Origin of the sequence: Mycobacterium sp. ACS1612 (assembly GCF_001667505.1) — a bacterium.
Lineage (GTDB): Bacteria > Actinomycetota > Actinomycetes > Mycobacteriales > Mycobacteriaceae > Mycobacterium.
Map to the genome: position 1 here is coordinate 26,217 of NZ_LZHZ01000048.1, position 17,460 is coordinate 43,676.

Below are 17,460 nucleotides of genomic sequence, written 5' to 3' on the forward strand. Positions count from 1 at the left end.
GTAACGACGCTACCCGCCGGTGACAAACTCCTCGATCAGCTTGTTGACGGCGGCCGGGTCCTCCATCGCGGCCAGGTGTGCCACCCCGTCCAGCACCTCAGCCGCCGCGCCTGGGATCGCCTCGGCCATCGCCGTTGTCTCCTGCACGGGAAACGTCGCATCCTCGGCGCCCGCGACCACGAGCACGGGCGTCTTCACCTTTCCCAGCAGTGCGCGCTGATCCGGTCGCAACGGCACCACGCTGCGAACCGCCCAGCTACCCGACCGGAGGTCGACCCGCTGCACCGTTTCGCGCACGGACGCCACGACATCGGGACGGGTGCGAAACGTCGTCGGGCCGAGGAACGCCTTGAGCACCGAAGCGGTCAGAGGCGGGCGGATGCCGCCGAGCAGGCCCGCCATCCCCAGCAGGAAGTTGTATTCGATCTTCTGCATGATGCCCGCGGGCGATGCCGTGCAGTTCATCAGCACCGCGTTGCCGATGCGATCGGGATAGTTGGCCGCGAACGTGCCGCCGATCATGCCGCCCCAGGAATTTCCGACGAAATGTGTGCGCTTGACTCCCAGGTCGTCGAGGATGTCGGCGATACAGCGCGCACATTCATCGAAAGTGAATGTCGCCGTGAGCTTCTCGCTCTCGCCGAAGCCCGGCGGATCGACGAGGATCACCTGATGGTCGGCTTCGAAGTGCTCCGCTTGGGCCGCCCACATGTCGCCCGTCATCAGCAGACTGGGCCAGAACAGCATCGGCTCACCGCTGCCGCTGGTGCGGACGTGCACCTTCCCCAGCACGGTGTCGACCTCGCGTCTCTCCATTCGTCGCACCGTAGTCCCCGCGCAGCGCCGGCCACCAGATGCGGGGCCCGATCAATGTGAACAGCGCGGGAATGATCACCGTGCGAACGACGAACGTGTCCAACAGGATGCCCAGTCCAACGATGATGCCGATCTGTGTCAGCACGATCAGCGGTAGCACACCGAGCACGCAGAACACCGCGGCGAGCACGATGCCTGCACTGGTGATGACAGCGCCGGTCGCCGACACCGCGCGCACGATGCCACCGCGCGTGCCGTGTTCCGGCGTCTCCTCGCGCGCCCTGGTGATCAAGAAGATCGTGTAGTCCACGCCAAGTGCCACCAGGAACAGGAACGCGAACAGCGGCGCGGTGTTGTCCAACGCCGGGAAGCCGAACACGTGCACGCTGGCCCAGCCGCCGAGACCGAGGGCCGCCAGCGCGCTCAACACGGTCACCGCGACCAGAACCATGGGCGCCAACGCTGAGCGCAGAAGCACGTAGAGCACGATCAGCACCACCGCCAGGATCATCGGGATGATCACCATCCTGTCCCGCGCGGCAGTGGCGCTTGCGTCTCTGGCCTGCGCGTCGGATCCGCCGACAAGCACGTCGTCGTCGACCGTATGCGTCGAATCACGCAGCGCATCAATGGTTTTGAACGCCTCGCCCGACGCGGGATCGGCATCCAGCACCACAGACCATTGGGTCAGCCCGCCCGGTGACTGGCCCGCCTGCGTAGCGGACACGACCCCCGGCGTGTCGGTGATCGCGCGCTGGATTTCGGCCGCGCGGGCGGTCGGCCCGATGACACGGGTGGGGTCGGTCAGCCCGCTCGGGAAGTGCGCCGCCAAGGTCTGGTAGCCGCTGACCGATTCGGCCTTCACCCGGAACTGTTCGGTCTGCGACAAGCCCGTCGGCGTGGAAAGCAGACCGGTACACAACAGGGCGAGCGCCGCGATCGCCACCGTCGCGACGACGGCGGGCCGACGCGCCACCGCATCCGCAATGCGGTGCCAGACGCCGGTTTCGGTGAGCGCCTCCGAACCCACGCGCGGAATGAACGGCCAGAACAACCTCTTACCGAACACGCCGAGCAGCGGCGGCAGCACCACCAGCACGTACACGGCGGCGACCACCAGGCCCGCCGCCGCCTGCACACCGAGGCTGCGGGTGCTCGGCGACGAGGCGAACAACAACGTGAGCAGAGCGAGGACCACCGTCGCGTTGCTCGCGATGATCGCGGGTCCGGCCCTGCGCACCGCCACCGAGAGTGCTGAGCGGTGATTGTCGGTGCGCCCCAGCTCTTCTCGATAGCGTGAAATGAGCAGCAGCGCGTAATTGGTTCCCGCGCCGAACACCAGCACACTGGTGATGCCGGACGTCGACCCGTCGGGCTGCATGCCCACCGCGTCGGCGATCGCGGTGCCCACCACCGCAGCGACGCGATCGGCCAGGCCGATCACCGCAAGCGGCACCAACCACAACACCGGCGAGCGGTAGGTGACGATCAGCAACAGCGCGACCACCGCCGCCGTCACCGCCAGCAGCGTGACGTTGGCGCCCGAGAACGAATTCGCGATGTCCGCGCCGAACGCCGGTCCGCCCGTCACCTCGACGCGCAGATCGGCGGGCACATCACGAGACACCTTGTCCCGCACCGACTCCACCGCGTCGTTGAGCGCGAACCCGGACAGTTTGGCGTCCATCGGAATGGCGGTCAGCGCGGCCATGCGGTCCTCGGACACCTGAAGCGGGCCCTGCTTGACCGCCGCCAGGTCCGCCTCGGTCAGCGGCGCGCCGTCGCGACGGCTGACGACGACGATCGCAGGTGCCTTGTCGCCGCCGGGGAATTGAGCACGCTGCGCATCGGCGCGTGTGGACTCGGCGCTGGCCGGTACTCCTACCGGTGATTGCTGGTTGGAGTCGCCTCCGCCGAGCAGGGCCATCAGGACGCCGGACACCGCCACCACGAGAAGCGCCCATATCCAGGACAAGCGGTGCGACAGGGACACGCCCCCAATATCTCAGAAACTTAATAATTAAGCAAATTAACTGAATGCGGCTATGCTGGGGCCATGCCGAACCCCGCCCGCAGCGCCCTGGAATCGGTGATCGCCGCGGACGTCCGGGCGATGACGGCCGAGTCGGATCGAATCGGCAAGCACTTCGCAGGCCGACATCAGGTGGCGGCCAACGACTTTCGCGCGCTGCTGCACATCGTGGTGGCGGAGAACGCCGGAACGCCGCTGACCGCGGGTGAGCTGAGGCAGCAGATGGGGGTGTCGGGCGCCGCCATCACGTATCTCGTGGAGCGGATGATCGCGTCCGGTCACGTCCGCCGCGACTCCGATCCGGCCGACAGGCGCAAGGTGCTCCTGCGGGTGGCCGACCACGGCATGGACGTCGCGCGCGGTTTCTTCACTCCGCTCGGCGAGCACACCCGGCGCGCGCTGGCCGACATTCCCGACGCTGACCTCGCGGCGGCGCACCGCACCTTCACCGCGGTGATCGACGCGATGCGGGCCTTCCGCACCGAACTCGACGCTAGCCCCGGTTGAGCGTCGCCTCCTCGAGGTCCAACCCGCGCAACACTTCCCGCAACACTTCGTCGTCGATGCGTCCGCTGTCCCGTTCGGCGATGAAGGTCGCGCGTTCGGCCGCCAACATCTCCAAGCGCAGCCGACGGAACGCCGCCGCGGGGCTCTCGCCGATCTCGTCGGCGTCGCGGCCCAACCGCTCCCAAGCCGAGTTGCGTCTGCGAGTGTTCCAGCTGCGCAACACTTCTGCGGCCCGCTGATGGACATCCGTGACCTCCTCTTCGGCCAGCAGCTGATCGAGTCGCTCCTCGGCCGCCCGCGCCGCCTTGTCCTGTGCACCTGCGGTGGCGATCGCATCGGCGCGGGCGTCGTCACCCTGCACGCCGAGCCGGCGGATCAGCCACGGCAGCGTCAGCCCGTGCAGCAGCAAGGTGCCGATCACCACGACGAAGGTCAGGAACACCAGTTGCGGCCTGCCCGGGAACGGGTCGCCCGACAGTGTCATCAGCGGCACGCCGAACGCGGCGGCCAGCGACACCACCCCGCGCATGCCCGCCCACGCGACGACGAACACCTGCGCGGGGGTCGGTGCGGGCCCGCGCTCGCGGGCACGGGGCGAAAGCAGCCGGGGCAGGTACGCGAAGACGAACACCCACGCGATACGGACTCCGATCACCGTCGCCAGCACCGCGATCGACGAGATCGCGATGACCGATGCGGTGATGCCCTTCAGCTCACCGACCACGGTGGGCAACTGCAGACCGATCAGCAGGAATGCGAACGATTCCAGGATCAATGTCAGCGCCCGCCACACCGCTTGGTCCTGAAGTCGGGTGGCGTAACCGGCCCTGGTGGATTTCTGGCCCAGCATCAACGCGGCCACCACGACCGCCAGCACGCCCGAGCCGTGAATCTCCTCGGCGGTCAGATAGATGACGAACGGCGCCACCAGCCCGATGGCGCTTTCCACCAGCGGATCGTCGAGCCGCCACCGGACGAACGAGGTGATCGCGCCCAACGCCACGCCGACCACGACGCCGCCCGCGGCCGCCAGCGCGAACGTCGTCAACCCGCTTCGCCACGTCGCCGCGGTGCCGATCGCCGCGGCCAACGACACCTTGTAGGCGGTCAACGCCGTCGCATCGTTGAGCAGGCTCTCGCCGCCCAGCAGCGTCATCACCTGCCGCGGCAGCCCGAGCCTGCGGCCGACCGCCGTCGCGGACACCGCATCGGGCGGCGCCACGATCGCCCCCAGCGTCAACGCGGCGGCGACCGTCAGCTCCGGCGCGACGTGGTAGGCCACGACGCCCACCGCGAGCGTCGTCGCCAGTGGCAACCCGACGGCGAGCAGCCCGATCGGCCCGATGTTGCGGCGCAGCGCGTGGTAGCTGCTTTCCAGCCCGGCCGACCACAGCAGCGGCGGCAGCAGCACATAAAGCACAAGTTCGGGGTCGAGTTCGATCTGTTTGAAACCGGGAATCAGGCCTGCCAGCAGTCCGGCCACCACCAGCGCCAGCGGCGCAGACACGTCGTAGCGCCTGGCCACCGCTGACAACAGGACGGACACGACGAGGACCGCCAGCAGTGAGGCACCCACCTGCCCAACCTCCCTTGCGTCCGAAGCCGCCGCGGCTGCGGCTCCGTATTCTTGGTCAACATGCTGAGGAGATCACGCCGGAGCGATACCGGCTCGACGACGGTCCCCGATACATGCGAACACCTGGCTGCCAGCGCGCAATCCCCGGCCGACCCGGAACCGCTCACTCCCGGCAAATGCCAAGACTGCGAACGGCTCGGAGAGAACACATGGGCGCACCTGCGTATGTGCCTGACATGCGGTCACGTCGGCTGCTGCGACTCGAGCCCACATCAGCATGCGAGCGAACACTTCCGCGCCACCGGCCATCCGGTGATGCGCTCCGCCGAGCCGGGCGAGGACTGGCGGTGGTGTCACATCGACGTCCGGCTGGGCTGAGCATCTGGCAGGCTGGGACCCGCGATGAGTGAAACAACGGGAGAGGCCCGGCCGGCAGGATCCACCGTGATGCTGCTGGGGTCCGGGGAGCTGAGCCGGGAGTTGGCGCTCGCCTTTCAGCGGCTGGGCGCCGACGTCATCGCAGTCGACCGGTACGCCGACGCTCCCGCGCACGGCGTCGCCGACCGCGCCGCCGTGGTGAAGATGACCGACGCCGAGGCGCTGACCGCGCTCATCGAGAAGGAGAAGCCCCGCTACATCGTGGCCGAGTCGGGGTTGATCGCCGCCGACGCGTTGATCGCCGTCGCCGAGGGCGATGGTATCGAGGTCTTCCCGACGCCGCGCAGCACACGGCTGTCGATGGATCGGGAGGGCCTGCGCAGGCTGGCCGCCGACGAACTCGGCCTGCCCACCGCGCCGTTCTGGTTCGCCGGTTCGGTCGAGGAGTTGACCGCGGTCGCCGAGCACGCGGGGTTCCCGTTGGTGGTCAAGCCGATCGCCGCGCCGCCGGGTGAGGGTCAGTCGGTGCTGGTGCGCACCGAGGACGTGGCGGCCGCATGGCACCGGGCCATCGCCGCAGGGCACATCCCCCACAACCGGGTGATGGCCGAGACGGTGGTCGAGGTCGACTTCGAGGTCACGCTGCTGACGGTCCGCACCTACGGGCCCGCGGGGCCTGCGGTGTACTTCTGCGAGCCGATCGGTCACCACCAGGCTGAGGGCGACGTGCTGGAGTCCTGGCAGCCGCAGCAGATGTCCCCGGCGGCGCTCGACGCGGCGAAGTCGGTCGCCGCCCGCATCGTCAACTCCCTTGGCGGCCGCGGCGTGTTCGGGGTGGAACTGCTCGTGCGCGGCGACGAGGTGTATTTCGCCGACGTCCGGCCGCGGCCCTACGACAGCGGTCTGGTGACCCTTCGCTCACAACGACTTTCGCAGTTCGAGTTGCACGCGCGCGCGATCCTCGGGCTTTCCGTGGACACGATCATGATCTCGCCCGCCGCGGCGGAGGTTAGCTACGCGGGTGCGGAGTCGACCGTTTCGGCCGGGGTGGACATGCACGTTGTCGCCGAGGCGTTGGCGGTCGCGGAGAGCGACGTGCGGTTGTTCGACCGGCCCGATGAAACCGACGGGCGCCGCCGGTTGGGGGTGGCGCTGGCTACCGCACCGGATCCGATCGTCGCGCGGGACCGGGCCCGCCGGGTGTCGGCGGCCCTGCGCAAACTCTGGTGACCGAACCAGAAGACCGCCCCACGATGGCGCCGTTCCTTGGCGCGTTGGCTGTCATTGTGCTCGTGGTGAGCGCAATCTGGCTGTTCAACCTCTTCGGCGCCAACGATCCGCCCCCCGATCAGCTCGTCGGCCGCGCCGCGGTCGGCCAGAACGACGCGCTGCAGCGGCAGAACTACGCCGACTTCCGCGCCTACACCTGCCGGGAACACCAGGGTGCCGAAGCCGATATTCTTGCCCGACAACGGGATTCGGTGGCCAAGCGGGGCGAAAGGTTCGTCGACGACGTCGCCGAGGTCAAGGTCGACGGCGACCGCGCGACCGCGCGGGTGACCTATCATTTCGACAAGGCCCCGGATGCGAAAACCGGTGTCGAGATGACGTTCGCGCGCGAGGACGGAGCATGGAAGGTCTGTTCAACCGGTCCCAGCTAGCTGTGGAAGACTTCCGAAGATGACCTATGCCGGAGACATCACGCCTGAACAGGCGTGGAAGCTGCTGGCCGACAATCCGGAGGCGGTGCTGGTCGACTGCCGCACGGACGCCGAGTGGCGCTTCGTCGGGGTGGCGGATCTGTCCACACTGGGCCGCGACGTCGTCTACGTCGAGTGGAACCGCACCGACGGCAAGCACAACGACAACTTCGTCGAGGATCTGAAGGCCGCGGGTGTGACCCCGGGGGACCGTCCGGTGGTGTTCCTGTGTCGGTCCGGCAACCGGTCGATCGGCGCCGCCGAGGCCGCGACCGAGGCCGGTATCGCCCCGTCCTACAACGTGCTCGACGGGTTCGAGGGCAACCTCGACGAACAGGGACATCGCGGCGGAAGTGGATGGAAATCCGTCGGATTGCCTTGGAAACAATCATGAGCCCAGAAATTCCCTCTGTTCGTACCCCTGCTGAACTGCCCGACGGCGTCAGTCAGGCCACCATCGGCGTGCGCGGCGGGCTGCTGCGGTCGGGCTTCGAGGAGACCGCCGAGGGGCTGTTCCTGACGTCGGGTTACGTCTACTCGTCGGCCGCGGAGGCCGAGAAGGCGTTCACCGGCGACATCGACCGCTACGTGTACTCGCGCTACGGCAACCCGACGATCTCGATGTTCGAGGAGCGGTTGCGGCTGATCGAGGGCGCGCCCGCGTGCTTCGCGACGGCGACGGGCATGGCCGCGGTGTTCACCTCGCTCGGCGCGTTGTTGGGTGCTGGCGACCGGTTGGTGGCAGCAAGGTCGCTGTTCGGATCGTGCTTCGTGGTGTGCAGTGAGATCCTGCCGCGCTGGGGCGTCGAGACGGTGTTCGTCGACGGCGACGACCTGTCGCAGTGGGAAGAGGCGCTGTCGGTCCCGACGCAGGCGGTGTTCTTCGAGACACCCTCGAATCCGATGCAGTCGCTGGTGGACATCGCCGCGGTCAGCGAGATGGCGCACACGGTGGGCGCAAAAGTGGTGTTGGACAACGTTTTCGCTACGCCGATCCTGCAGCAGGGTTTCCCGCTCGGTGTCGACGTGGTGGTGTATTCGGGCACCAAGCACATCGACGGCCAGGGCCGGGTGCTCGGCGGCGCGATCCTCGGCTCGAAGGAATACATCGACGAACCGGTGCAGAAGTTGATGCGCCACACCGGCCCTGCGCTGAGCCCGTTCAACGCATGGACGTTGTTGAAGGGGTTGGAAACGCTGGCGGTGCGCGTCGAGCACCAGAACGCCTCGGCGCAGCGGATCGCCGAGTTCCTGAAGAAGCATCCGGCGGTCAGCTGGGTGAAATATCCGTTCCTGGAGTCACATCCGCAGTACGACCTCGCCAAGCGTCAAATGACCGGCGGCGGAACGGTTGTCACGTTCGAGCTGAAGGGCGGCACCAAGGAGCGCGCGTTCGAGGTGCTGGACAAGCTGCGCATCGTCGACATCTCGAACAACCTCGGCGACTCCAAGTCGCTGATCACCCATCCCGCCACCACCACACACCGGGCGATGGGCCCGGAGGGCCGCGCCGCGATCGGACTCGGCGACGGCGTGGTGCGAATCTCGGTGGGGCTGGAAGGAACCGAGGATCTGATCAACGATCTCGAGCAGGCGCTGGGCTGAGGGTGTCGCGGCGATCGGATGCGAAGAAGGCCCGCCGCAAGAAGCGGCAGGCGGCCAAGGATGCGACCTGGGTTCCTGACGCCGTGATGGCGGACCTGGTGACAACCCAGGCCGCGATCGCCACCGACCTGGAGGCATTCGACGCGCGAATCACCGAGCGCGGTTGGGAATTCGACGAGGAAGAGTCGGACGAGGACTTCGTGTTCTGGTTCTATCCGCCGTCGGCCGCCGACGTCGAAGGCGACAAACTCGCGCCGGTGACGACCGTGTGGATGTCGGCGGTCGAGGACGCCGAGATCGTCCACGTGATGTTGGCCGCGACGTCGAAAACGGCCGAGTTCACCCCGGATTCGCTGTTCGAGCAACTCGACGCGATCGAGGCATATCGGGCGGGCGATCCGCCGCCGCAGTTCAACTGATTCCCGAGCCCCAACGCTTTCTGAACGCAATGCGCAAAACGCGGTGAATCGCGTGTTGTGCGGTTTGTGCGCACAAGCGAGCCATGGCGAGTGCAAGCACATAGCTTGTTGTCGTCCCAAATGGCTACGCAAACAGGAGAATTGAGATGACTGACAACATCACCCCGACGACTCACGACTGCGCGGATCACGGCTGTCTGGCCGCGATGCTCGGACTTGAGCTCGAGGAGACCTCGGAAGGAACGTCCGACATTCCGTAGTGCCCAGCTCCGGCACACTTCGCCGAAACGCACGTTTTGTAGAGGAATTGCGGGAGGTCTCTACAAAACGTGCATTTCGCGGACGTAGGCGACGCCGCTAACCATTGTCCGAGCCCTCGACGACGCCCTGTGCCGCGCGCGCCCGCTGCTCGTAGCCCTGGCGCGCCGTGCGGTCGAAATCGAGGAAGACCCTGTCGAGCCCCAACCGCTTGTTCATCCAACGTCGGCCCCGCGGCCCCAGCATCTGGGCGGTCTGCGCGGTGAACCGCAGCGCCGCGGGCACCGATACGTGCGTCTTCGGCTTCTCCAGCGTCTTGATCACCGCCGCCGCGATCTCCTCCGGTTCCACCGGCTTGATCGCGCCGCCGCTCTTGGTGCCCGAGATCAGCTCGGTGTTGGTGAACGGTGGCATCACCACCGACACGTCGACCCCGTACGGCGCCATCTCGTCGGCCAGCGCGGCGGACAACCCGACCACACCGAACTTGGCGCCGACGTAGACCACCTGCCCGGGAACCGGGATCAACCCGGACAGCGACGCGATGTTGATGACGTGGCCGCGGCGGCGGGCGACCATATCGGGCAGCGCCAGTTGGCAGCCGGTCAGCACGCCGTACAGATTCACCTCGATGGACGACCGGATCGCCGACTCGGACTCTTCCAGGAACGGCCCGATCGGCATCACGCCCGCGTTGTTGATCAACACATCGATGTGGCCGCCGCCATCCGTGCGCGCCTTGTCGAGGAACGATGCGAAGGAGTCGCGGTCGGTGACGTCGAGCGGATAGCCCGACACCGGTCCCAGCTTCGTGAGGTCGGCCACGGCCGACTCCTGCAACGCGACGTCACGGTCGCCGATCACGACCCGGGCACCCCTGGCGAGCAGCGCCTTGGCGGTGGCATAGCCGATGCCGCGGGCGGCGCCGGTGATCGCGATGGTTCTGCCTGCGATGTTGTCCATGCCGCCAAACTTTACACATGTCAAGTTTGGGGTGGAAGTGCGGATATTTGCGATCAACGTGAGCGAATATCCCGGTACGGAATGCGGCTCGACGGCTGACGTTAGACATTGAGGTGATGACTCAAGCCGGGCGCGCAGCTCTGAACCCGCTCCGCTTCGTCGCGGTCGGCCAGGACGACCCGCTGGCCGAGCCGCTGCTGGCCGAACTCACCGTCGAATACTCGACGCGCTACGGCGCCACCGAACAGGCCGTGTCCGACTGGCTGCGCGGCTACCCCGCCGACGAGTTCGCCCCACCCCACGGCGGGCTGCTGATCGGCCTGCTCGATGACGAGCCGGTCACCGGCGGCGCATTCTGTCGCTTCGACGAGTCCACCGCCGAACTCAAGCGCATCTGGACCGACAGCCGCCACCGTCGCCGAGGCCACGCCACTGCGCTGCTGGCCGCTCTCGAGGCCGAGATCGTCGCCCGCGGCTACCGCTCCATCTACCTGACGACGGGCGATCGCCAGCCCGAGGCCGAAGCGCTCTATCTGTCCTCCGGCTACGTCCGGCTGGCCGAACCGCTGGCCGCCGAGGGGGATGTGTTCCCGGTTGCGTTCCGGAAGGAACTCTCATGACTCTGCACCTCGCCGTCGCCCTCGACGGCTATGGCTGGCACCCCGAGGCCTGGCGGCACACGCCGGATCTGTCGCCGGTCACGAGTGGGCGGTACTGGGCGGGTCTGGCCGCCACCGCCGAGCGCGGCCTGCTCGACTTTCTGACCTTCGACGACGCGCTGACCCCGCAGCGGCGCCGTCGTCCCGACATCGAACCGCGGTGGCTCGCAGGCAGGCTTGACGCCGTGCTGGTCGCGTCCAGAGTGGCGCCTTCGACCACGCACATCGGGCTCGTCCCCGTCGCGACGGTGACCCACACCGAACCGTTTCACGTGTCGAAAGCCATTGCCACGCTTGACTTCGTCTCCCATGGCCGAGCCGGCTGGCAGGTCCGCGTCAGCAGCACCTCGCACGAGGCGGAGTTGTTCGGCCGCCGCGACGTCAGCGGCGTCGACCTGTTCGACGAGGCATCCGACGCCGTCGAGGTGGCCCGCAGATTGTGGGACAGCTGGGAGGACGACGCCATCATCCGCGATTCCTCCACCGGCCGTTTCATCGACCGCGACAAATTGCACTACATCGACTTCGTCGGCAAATACTTCTCCGTCAAGGGGCCCTCGATCACCCCGCGTTCGCCGCAGGGGCAGCCCGTCGTCGCCGCGCTTGCCCACGACAGGCCGATCTACGAATTCGCCAAGCGCAGCACCGATCTGGTGTTCATCACGCCCAAGGACGACGAGTCGCTGCGGTCCATCCAGGCCGAAGTCGCAGGCATCAAGGTGTACTCCGATCTCTACGTGACGTTCGACGGGACCACCGACGCTCGCTCCGATGCGCTGGTATTCGACGGCACCGCAACCGAACTCGTCGATCTGCTGCTGCATTGGCATGACAGCGGTGTCGACGGCGTCCGGCTGAGGCCCGCCGTCAACGCCACCGACCTGCCGGTGATCGTCGACGACGTGGTGCCGCTGCTGCAACGGGCGGGCCGCTTCCGCACCTCCTACCAAGACGGTGAGACGCTGCGCCACCGGCTCGGGTTGCCGATCGCAGAAAACCGCTACGCACAGGCGAATTCGTGACGGTACCGTTGTCAATTCTCGACCTCGCGCCGATCAGCGCAGGTAGCGACGCGGCCACCGCTCTGCGCAACACGGTCGACCTCGCTCGGTACGCCGAACAGTGGGGATTCAAGCGCTACTGGATCGCCGAGCATCACTTCGTCGCGGTGGCCAGTTCATCGCCTGCGGTGCTGATCGGTCAGATCGCCGCCGCCACCGAGAGGATCCGGGTCGGTGCGGCCGCCGTGCAACTCGGCCAAACCACGGCCGTCGCGGTCGTCGAGAGCTTCGGCATGCTCGACGCCTTCTATCCCGGCCGCATCGACCTCGGTGTCGGGCGGTCGGGGCAGCGGCGCCGGGAAGCCGAGCAGGAACGCACTCCCAGGAAGCCACCGCGAACCGAATGGCGCGACGTCGGCGGTGTCGTCGTGCCACCCCCGTTCGACATGAGCGTGTTGATGCGCAGCCCGCGGCTGCGGGCCACCATGTCGGTCCTGCAGCAACCAGGCGCCGTCGCACCCGATTTCGACGAACAGGTCGGCGAGATCCTGGCGATGCTCGACGGCAGCTACGTGATCGACGGTATCGACGCGCACGCGGTTCCCGGCGAGGGCAGCGGCCTGGTGCCGTGGGTGTTCGGCAGCAGCAAGGGCCAGAGCGCGCAGGTGGCCGGTGCGCGCGGACTGCCGTTCGTCGCCAGCTACCACATCACGCCTGCGACGGCGCTGGACGCGATCGACGCCTATCGCGACGCGTTCAAACCCTCTGCGGCGCTGGGTGAACCGTACGTGGTGGTGTCGGCCGACGTAGTGGTTGCCGACGACTCCGCCACCGCCAGACACCTGGCGTCGAGTTACGGCCACTGGGTGTACTCGATCCGCGCAGGCGGCGGCGCGGTGCCGTACCCGGACCCCGACACCGTCGACCCGCTGACCGAAGAGCAGGCCGCGTTGGTGAAGGACCGCACCGCAACGCAATTCGTCGGCGATCCCGACGAAGTGGCCGACAAGTTGGCGACCCTGCAGCGGGTCACCGCCGCCGACGAGTTGGTCATCACCTCCGTCACGCACTGCCACGCCGACCGGCTGCGCTCACATCAACTGATCGCCAAGAGGTGGGGTTTATGAGAGTACGAGAAGGTAACGAGCGCAAGCGAATTCACCTTGCTGCGCACTTCCCCGGGGTCAACAACACCACCGTGTGGTCGGATCCGCAGTCGGGCAGCCAGATCGAATTCGAGTCCTTCGTGCACCTCGCGCAGACCGCCGAGCGGGGACTGTTCGACTTCTTCTTCCTCGCCGAAGGTCTGCGGTTGCGCGAGCACCGTGGCCGCATCCACGACCTCGACGTCGTCGGCCGGCCCGACACGTTCACCGTGCTGGCGGCGCTGGCCGCTGTCACCGACCGGCTCGGGCTGACCGGCACGATCAACACCACATTCAACGAACCTTTCGAGGTGGCAAGGCAATTCGCCACCCTCGACCATCTGTCCGACGGCCGCGCCGGATGGAACATCGTCACCTCGTCCGACGCGTTCACCGGTGAGAACTTCCGCCGCGGGGGGTTCCTGGATCATTCCGACCGGTACAAGCGTGCCGAGGAGTTCGTCACCGTGGCGCGCGAGTTCTGGGACAGCTGGGCACCCGACGCGGTGCTCGCCGACCGGGACAACGGCGTCTACGTCGACCCCGCCCGCATCCGCGTGGTCGAACACCGCGGCCCGCAGTTCGACGTTCGCGGGGTGAGTACCCTGCCCCGCGCGCCGCAGGGCCATCCCGTTCTGCTGCAGGCAGGCGATTCCGCCGACGGGCGGGCCTTTCTCGCCAAATACGCCGACGCGGCGTTCACCCTGCACTCGACCCTGGAGGCCGGCCAGGCCTACTACTCCGACGTCAAAGGCCTTGCGGCGTCGTACGGCCGGGATCCCAACCAGCTCAAGGTTTTCCCGGCGGCGACGTTCGTGCTCGGCGACACCGAGCAGGAGGCGGCCGAGAAGGCCCACCACATCCGGCGCCAGCAGGTCGGCCCGCAGACCGCGATCACGATGCTCGAGCAGGTGTGGCAACGCGACCTGTCGGGTTACGACCCCGACGGTCCACTGCCCGACGTCGAACCCGCCGACGATCCCACCGTCACGCAGGGTCGCGTCCGGCACGGCGATCCGAAGGCGCTTGCCGCAGCGTGGCGCGAGCGCGCGGAGGCCGAGAAGCTCAGCATTCGCGAACTGATCATCGCTGTCACCAGCCGCCAGCAGTTCGTCGGCACACCCGCGCAGGTGGCCGACGAGATCGATCTGCATGTGCAGGCCGACGCGTGCGACGGTTTCATCCTCGTCCCGCATCTGACCCCGCGCGGCCTCGACCAGTTCGTCGACCGCGTGGTGCCGCTGCTCCAGGAGCGCGGCAGCTTCCGCACCGAATACACCGGGCACACCCTGCGGGATCACCTCGGCCTATAGGCTGGCCCCTGGTGTCGTGGACACCGGGGTGGGGTGTGTCTATGTCGCAGACCGCGGTGGGTTGGCTGATACTCGGTGCCGCCGCGCTGACATTGGTACTGGGCTTCGCGTCGCGCACCCTCATCGGCCGCAGGCGGGACACCAAGGCGGTGCGAAAGCTCGTGCACGGCTTCCGCAGAACCGGCGTGGCGCGCGTGCTGTTCGGCCGGTTCGAGGACGATGTGCTCGACGATGAGGAACTCGACAGCATGATCCTGATGCCGACCGTCGTCGTCGGCTGTGGGCTGTGCCTGACCGCGATCTTCCTGCTCGGCTACGAAGCGTTGAACTAGCGCGCGGCCGCCGCGGCGGCATCGCGGATCGCGCCCCGCCACACCGGGCCGTGGCCGGGGAGCAGCACGTCGGTGTCCAGCAGACCCAGCGCACCGAGGCTGCGCACGCAGCCGTCCTGATCGTGGTTGAACAGTCCGGGCAGCAGTTGCGGCCCGGTTTTCGGCAACAGCGGATGGCCGGTCACCAGAGCGTCGCCCGCGACCAGCACACCGTCGACTACGTATGAGCAGTGTCCGCCGGTGTGCCCGGGAGTCGGGATCGTCATCGGCTGGCCGGGCAGTCCGGCGGCGACTTCCTCGGTGAGCGCCTGCGCACTCGGAATGCCGTCGCGCAACAGCGCGCCCTTACGCGAAATCGTCAGCGTCCATTTGAGGAATCGGGGTTGCCACAGATGCGGGATGATGTCGCCGGGCCCCGCCTGTTCCAAATACTCCCGCTTGGCGTGCCCGACCTCGGCGGCGTGGCAATACACCTGCGTGCCATAGGTTTTGGCGAACCAGATGGCGGTGCCGAAATGGTCGACGTGCGCATGCGTCAACAGAATGGCGCGCAGGTCCTCGACACCGAATCCCAGCTGTCGCAGCGAATCGAGCACGTCGTCACGCTGGCCGGGGTAGCCGGCGTCGATCAGCATCACGCCGGTGTCGTCGACGACGAGCGTCCAATTGACCAGGTCGGTCTCGGCGAAGTGCACGCGGTCGGTGACGGCTGTCAGGGCTGCTGGCATGGGGCGAGTCTAGGCTGGGCTTCGTGGCTGAACTGAAACTCGGATACAAGGCGTCGGCGGAGCAGTTTGCGCCGCGGGAACTCGTCGAGCTGGCCGTGGCGGCCGAAGAACACGGCATGGACAGCGCGACGGTCAGCGACCACTTCCAGCCATGGCGCCACGAGGGCGGCCACGCGCCGTGGTCGCTGGCCTGGATGGCGGCGGTGGGAGAACGCACCAAGCGGCTGATTCTCGGCACCTCGGTGCTGACACCGACCTTCCGCTACAACCCCGCTGTCATCGCGCAGGCGTTTGCCACCATGGGTTGCCTGTATCCGGACCGGATCTTCCTCGGGGTCGGCACCGGTGAGGCGCTCAACGAGATCGCCACCGGCTACGAGGGCGAGTGGCCGGAGTTCAAGGAGCGCTACGCCCGACTTCGTGAGTCGGTCAAGTTGATGCGCGAGCTGTGGCTCGGTGACCGTGTCGATTTCGACGGCGAGTACTACCGCACCAAGGGCGCCTCCATTTACGACGTGCCCGAGGGCGGCATCCCGATCTACATCGCCGCGGGCGGCCCGCAGGTGGCCAAGTACGCGGGCCGCGCGGGCGACGGCTTCATCTGCACCAGCGGTAAGGGCGAAGAGCTGTACAAGGACAAGCTGATTCCCGCGATGCGCGAGGGCGCCGAGGCCGCGGGTAAGAACCCCGACGACGTCGATGCGATGATCGAGATCAAGATCTCCTACGACACCGATCCAGAGCTGGCGTTGGAGAACACCCGGTTCTGGGCGCCGCTGTCGCTGACTGCCGAGCAGAAGCACTCCATCGACGATCCGATCGAAATGGAGAAGGCCGCCGACGCGCTGCCCATCGAGCAGGTGGCCAAGCGCTGGATCGTGGCGTCGGATCCCGACGAGGCCGTCGCCAAGGTCAAGGACTATGTCGACTGGGGACTGAACCACCTGGTGTTCCACGCGCCGGGCCACGATCAGCGGCGTTTCCTCGAGTTGTTCCAGCGGGACCTCGAGCCGCGCCTTCGCCGCCTCGGTTGATCGAGCTTCGTAAGCTCCACCAGCACAACAAGGTCCGGGTGCTGGCGACGGTTGTCGGCGCGCTGGCGCTGGTGCTGGCCGCAGCGGGGCTGGTGGCGCGTTACCTGCCGATCACCAACGAGGTCGTGCTTGCGCTGGCGGCCCTTTCGCCGTACTTGATCGTCGCGGGCCTGGTGGCGATGGTGCTGTTCGCGGTCGTCAGACGGTGGGTGCCGACGATCGTGTCCGCGTTGCTCTGTGTGGTGATGCTGCTGGTGTTGCTGCCGCGCTACCTGGGCCCTGAACGCGGTGCCGTGCCGTCGGTGCCCGTGCGGGTGCTGACCGCCAATCTCGGTCTGGGAGAAGCCGATCCGAAAGCCATGGTCGCGTTGGCGCGCGATTCAGCCGACGTGTTGGTCGTGCAGGAGTTGACACCTGGGCTTGCTGTGGCGCTGTCGACGGCGGGGCTGGATACCGTCATGGCGTATCGGTCCATCGATCCTCGCAAGAACGCGGAAGGAATCGGAATCTGGAGTCGCTACCCGATCTTCGATGCGCAGGCGGTCACCGGCTATCAGCTGGCCATGCGGATCGCCAGGATCGGCGTGCCGTCCGTGCGGTTCGCCCCGACGGTGCTGGCCGTGCACCTGGCCGCGCCGTGGGTGCAGCCGCTGCAGTACTTCCGCGCCGACATCGCCCGGTTCCCGACGACACTGCAGGCGGCGGCGCGCAATGCCGGGTCAGGAGCGGTGATCGTGGCAGGCGATCTGAACTCGACCTACGACATGCGGCCGTTCCGGCAACTGCTCGACGAGGGCTACCGCGACGCCGCCGAACAGGCAGGCGCGGGCCTGACGCGCAGCTTCCCGTCCACCGCCTTGTTCGGCATCGACCATGTGCTGGTCCGCAACGCCGCGGCCACCTCCGCGCAGACGGTTCCGGTACCCGGATCCGACCACCACGGCCTGTCCACCGTCATCGAGATTCCGGTGGACCCAACCGCCAGCTGACATTG

General features: G+C 67.5%; 19 protein-coding genes. 14 read left to right on the plus strand and 5 right to left on the minus strand.

Annotated elements, in window-relative coordinates:
* Positions 1–9 precede the first annotated feature (9 nt).
* Entirely contained in the window at positions 10–816 is an 807-nt protein-coding gene (locus A5724_RS18755; protein ID WP_067805212.1) for an alpha/beta fold hydrolase, read from the minus strand.
* Positions 752–2,803: an MMPL family transporter gene (locus A5724_RS18760; protein ID WP_067805610.1), complete on the minus strand. Its 2,052-nt coding sequence runs from the start codon at positions 2,801–2,803 to the stop codon at positions 752–754. The genes A5724_RS18755 and A5724_RS18760 overlap by 65 nt, the downstream gene beginning before the upstream one ends.
* Positions 2,804–2,872: 69 nt before the next feature.
* On the opposite strand from A5724_RS18760, the gene A5724_RS18765 reads away from it, so the two are divergent.
* Entirely contained in the window at positions 2,873–3,355 is a 483-nt protein-coding gene (locus tag A5724_RS18765; protein ID WP_067805215.1) for a MarR family winged helix-turn-helix transcriptional regulator, read from the plus strand.
* Here the strand turns inward: A5724_RS18765 and A5724_RS18770 are convergent.
* A complete protein-coding gene (locus A5724_RS18770) occupies positions 3,342–4,931 on the minus strand; it encodes a Na+/H+ antiporter (RefSeq protein ID WP_067805218.1) in 1,590 nt (529 codons plus the stop codon). The genes A5724_RS18765 and A5724_RS18770 overlap by 14 nt on opposite strands.
* A gap of 60 nt (positions 4,932–4,991) precedes the next feature.
* On the opposite strand from A5724_RS18770, the gene A5724_RS33210 reads away from it, so the two are divergent.
* Genes A5724_RS33210 through A5724_RS18795 form a run of 6 tightly spaced genes read left to right on the plus strand, consistent with a single transcriptional unit; the run spans position 4,992 to position 9,033 of the window.
* Positions 4,992–5,309, plus strand: a complete 318-nt coding sequence (locus tag A5724_RS33210; protein ID WP_082965145.1) for a UBP-type zinc finger domain-containing protein — start codon at positions 4,992–4,994, stop codon at positions 5,307–5,309.
* Positions 5,310–5,333: 24 nt separating this feature from the next.
* Complete coding sequence (gene purT, locus A5724_RS18775; protein ID WP_156752358.1) at positions 5,334–6,539, plus strand: formate-dependent phosphoribosylglycinamide formyltransferase; 1,206 nt, start codon at positions 5,334–5,336, stop codon at positions 6,537–6,539.
* 23 nt (positions 6,540–6,562) lie between these two features.
* The gene (locus A5724_RS18780; protein ID WP_067805613.1) at positions 6,563–6,970 is read left to right on the plus strand and encodes a lumazine-binding protein; all 408 of its coding nucleotides are present in this window, start codon (positions 6,563–6,565) and stop codon (positions 6,968–6,970) included.
* Between the two features lie 19 nt (positions 6,971–6,989).
* Positions 6,990–7,403 carry a rhodanese-like domain-containing protein gene (locus A5724_RS18785; protein WP_067805223.1) on the plus strand — a complete coding sequence of 138 codons (414 nt, stop codon included), beginning with the start codon at positions 6,990–6,992 and terminating at the stop codon, positions 7,401–7,403.
* The gene (locus tag A5724_RS18790; RefSeq protein WP_067805226.1) at positions 7,400–8,614 is read left to right on the plus strand and encodes an O-succinylhomoserine sulfhydrylase; all 1,215 of its coding nucleotides are present in this window, start codon (positions 7,400–7,402) and stop codon (positions 8,612–8,614) included. The genes A5724_RS18785 and A5724_RS18790 overlap by 4 nt, the downstream gene beginning before the upstream one ends.
* Before the next feature lie 2 nt (positions 8,615–8,616).
* Positions 8,617–9,033 carry a hypothetical protein gene (locus tag A5724_RS18795; protein WP_067805229.1) on the plus strand — a complete coding sequence of 139 codons (417 nt, stop codon included), beginning with the start codon at positions 8,617–8,619 and terminating at the stop codon, positions 9,031–9,033.
* 357 nt (positions 9,034–9,390) lie between these two features.
* On the opposite strand, the gene A5724_RS18800 is transcribed toward A5724_RS18795, so the two are convergent.
* A complete protein-coding gene (locus A5724_RS18800) occupies positions 9,391–10,254 on the minus strand; it encodes an SDR family oxidoreductase (protein ID WP_067805231.1) in 864 nt (287 codons plus the stop codon).
* Positions 10,255–10,370: 116 nt separating this feature from the next.
* Here A5724_RS18800 and A5724_RS18805 point away from each other — a divergent pair, with 116 nt between their 5' ends.
* Genes A5724_RS18805 through A5724_RS18825 form a run of 5 tightly spaced genes read left to right on the plus strand, consistent with a single transcriptional unit; the run spans position 10,371 to position 14,704 of the window.
* Positions 10,371–10,874, plus strand: coding sequence for a GNAT family N-acetyltransferase (locus A5724_RS18805; protein ID WP_067805234.1), 504 nt, complete (start codon positions 10,371–10,373; stop codon positions 10,872–10,874).
* Positions 10,871–11,935, plus strand: coding sequence for an LLM class flavin-dependent oxidoreductase (locus A5724_RS18810; RefSeq protein ID WP_067805237.1), 1,065 nt, complete (start codon positions 10,871–10,873; stop codon positions 11,933–11,935). Before A5724_RS18805 ends, A5724_RS18810 begins: the two co-directional genes overlap by 4 nt.
* Positions 11,932–13,041 carry an LLM class flavin-dependent oxidoreductase gene (locus A5724_RS18815; RefSeq protein WP_067805240.1) on the plus strand — a complete coding sequence of 370 codons (1,110 nt, stop codon included), beginning with the start codon at positions 11,932–11,934 and terminating at the stop codon, positions 13,039–13,041. Before A5724_RS18810 ends, A5724_RS18815 begins: the two co-directional genes overlap by 4 nt.
* Positions 13,038–14,372 (plus strand): NtaA/DmoA family FMN-dependent monooxygenase, encoded by a 1,335-nt coding sequence (locus A5724_RS18820; protein WP_067805242.1) that lies wholly within the window; start codon positions 13,038–13,040, stop codon positions 14,370–14,372. The genes A5724_RS18815 and A5724_RS18820 overlap by 4 nt, the downstream gene beginning before the upstream one ends.
* 41 nt (positions 14,373–14,413) lie before the next feature.
* Positions 14,414–14,704: a hypothetical protein gene (locus A5724_RS18825; RefSeq protein ID WP_067805244.1), complete on the plus strand. Its 291-nt coding sequence runs from the start codon at positions 14,414–14,416 to the stop codon at positions 14,702–14,704.
* On the opposite strand, the gene A5724_RS18830 is transcribed toward A5724_RS18825, so the two are convergent.
* Positions 14,701–15,432: an MBL fold metallo-hydrolase gene (locus A5724_RS18830; RefSeq protein WP_067805247.1), complete on the minus strand. Its 732-nt coding sequence runs from the start codon at positions 15,430–15,432 to the stop codon at positions 14,701–14,703. The genes A5724_RS18825 and A5724_RS18830 overlap by 4 nt on opposite strands.
* Before the next feature lie 23 nt (positions 15,433–15,455).
* Between A5724_RS18830 and fgd the strand changes: the two genes are divergently transcribed.
* Both fgd and A5724_RS18840 read left to right on the plus strand, forming a co-directional pair.
* Positions 15,456–16,466, plus strand: a complete 1,011-nt coding sequence (gene fgd / locus A5724_RS18835; RefSeq protein ID WP_067805250.1) for a glucose-6-phosphate dehydrogenase (coenzyme-F420) — start codon at positions 15,456–15,458, stop codon at positions 16,464–16,466.
* 38 nt (positions 16,467–16,504) lie between these two features.
* Entirely contained in the window at positions 16,505–17,455 is a 951-nt protein-coding gene (locus A5724_RS18840; protein WP_082965146.1) for an endonuclease/exonuclease/phosphatase family protein, read from the plus strand.
* The last annotated feature ends 5 nt before the right edge of the window (positions 17,456–17,460 follow it).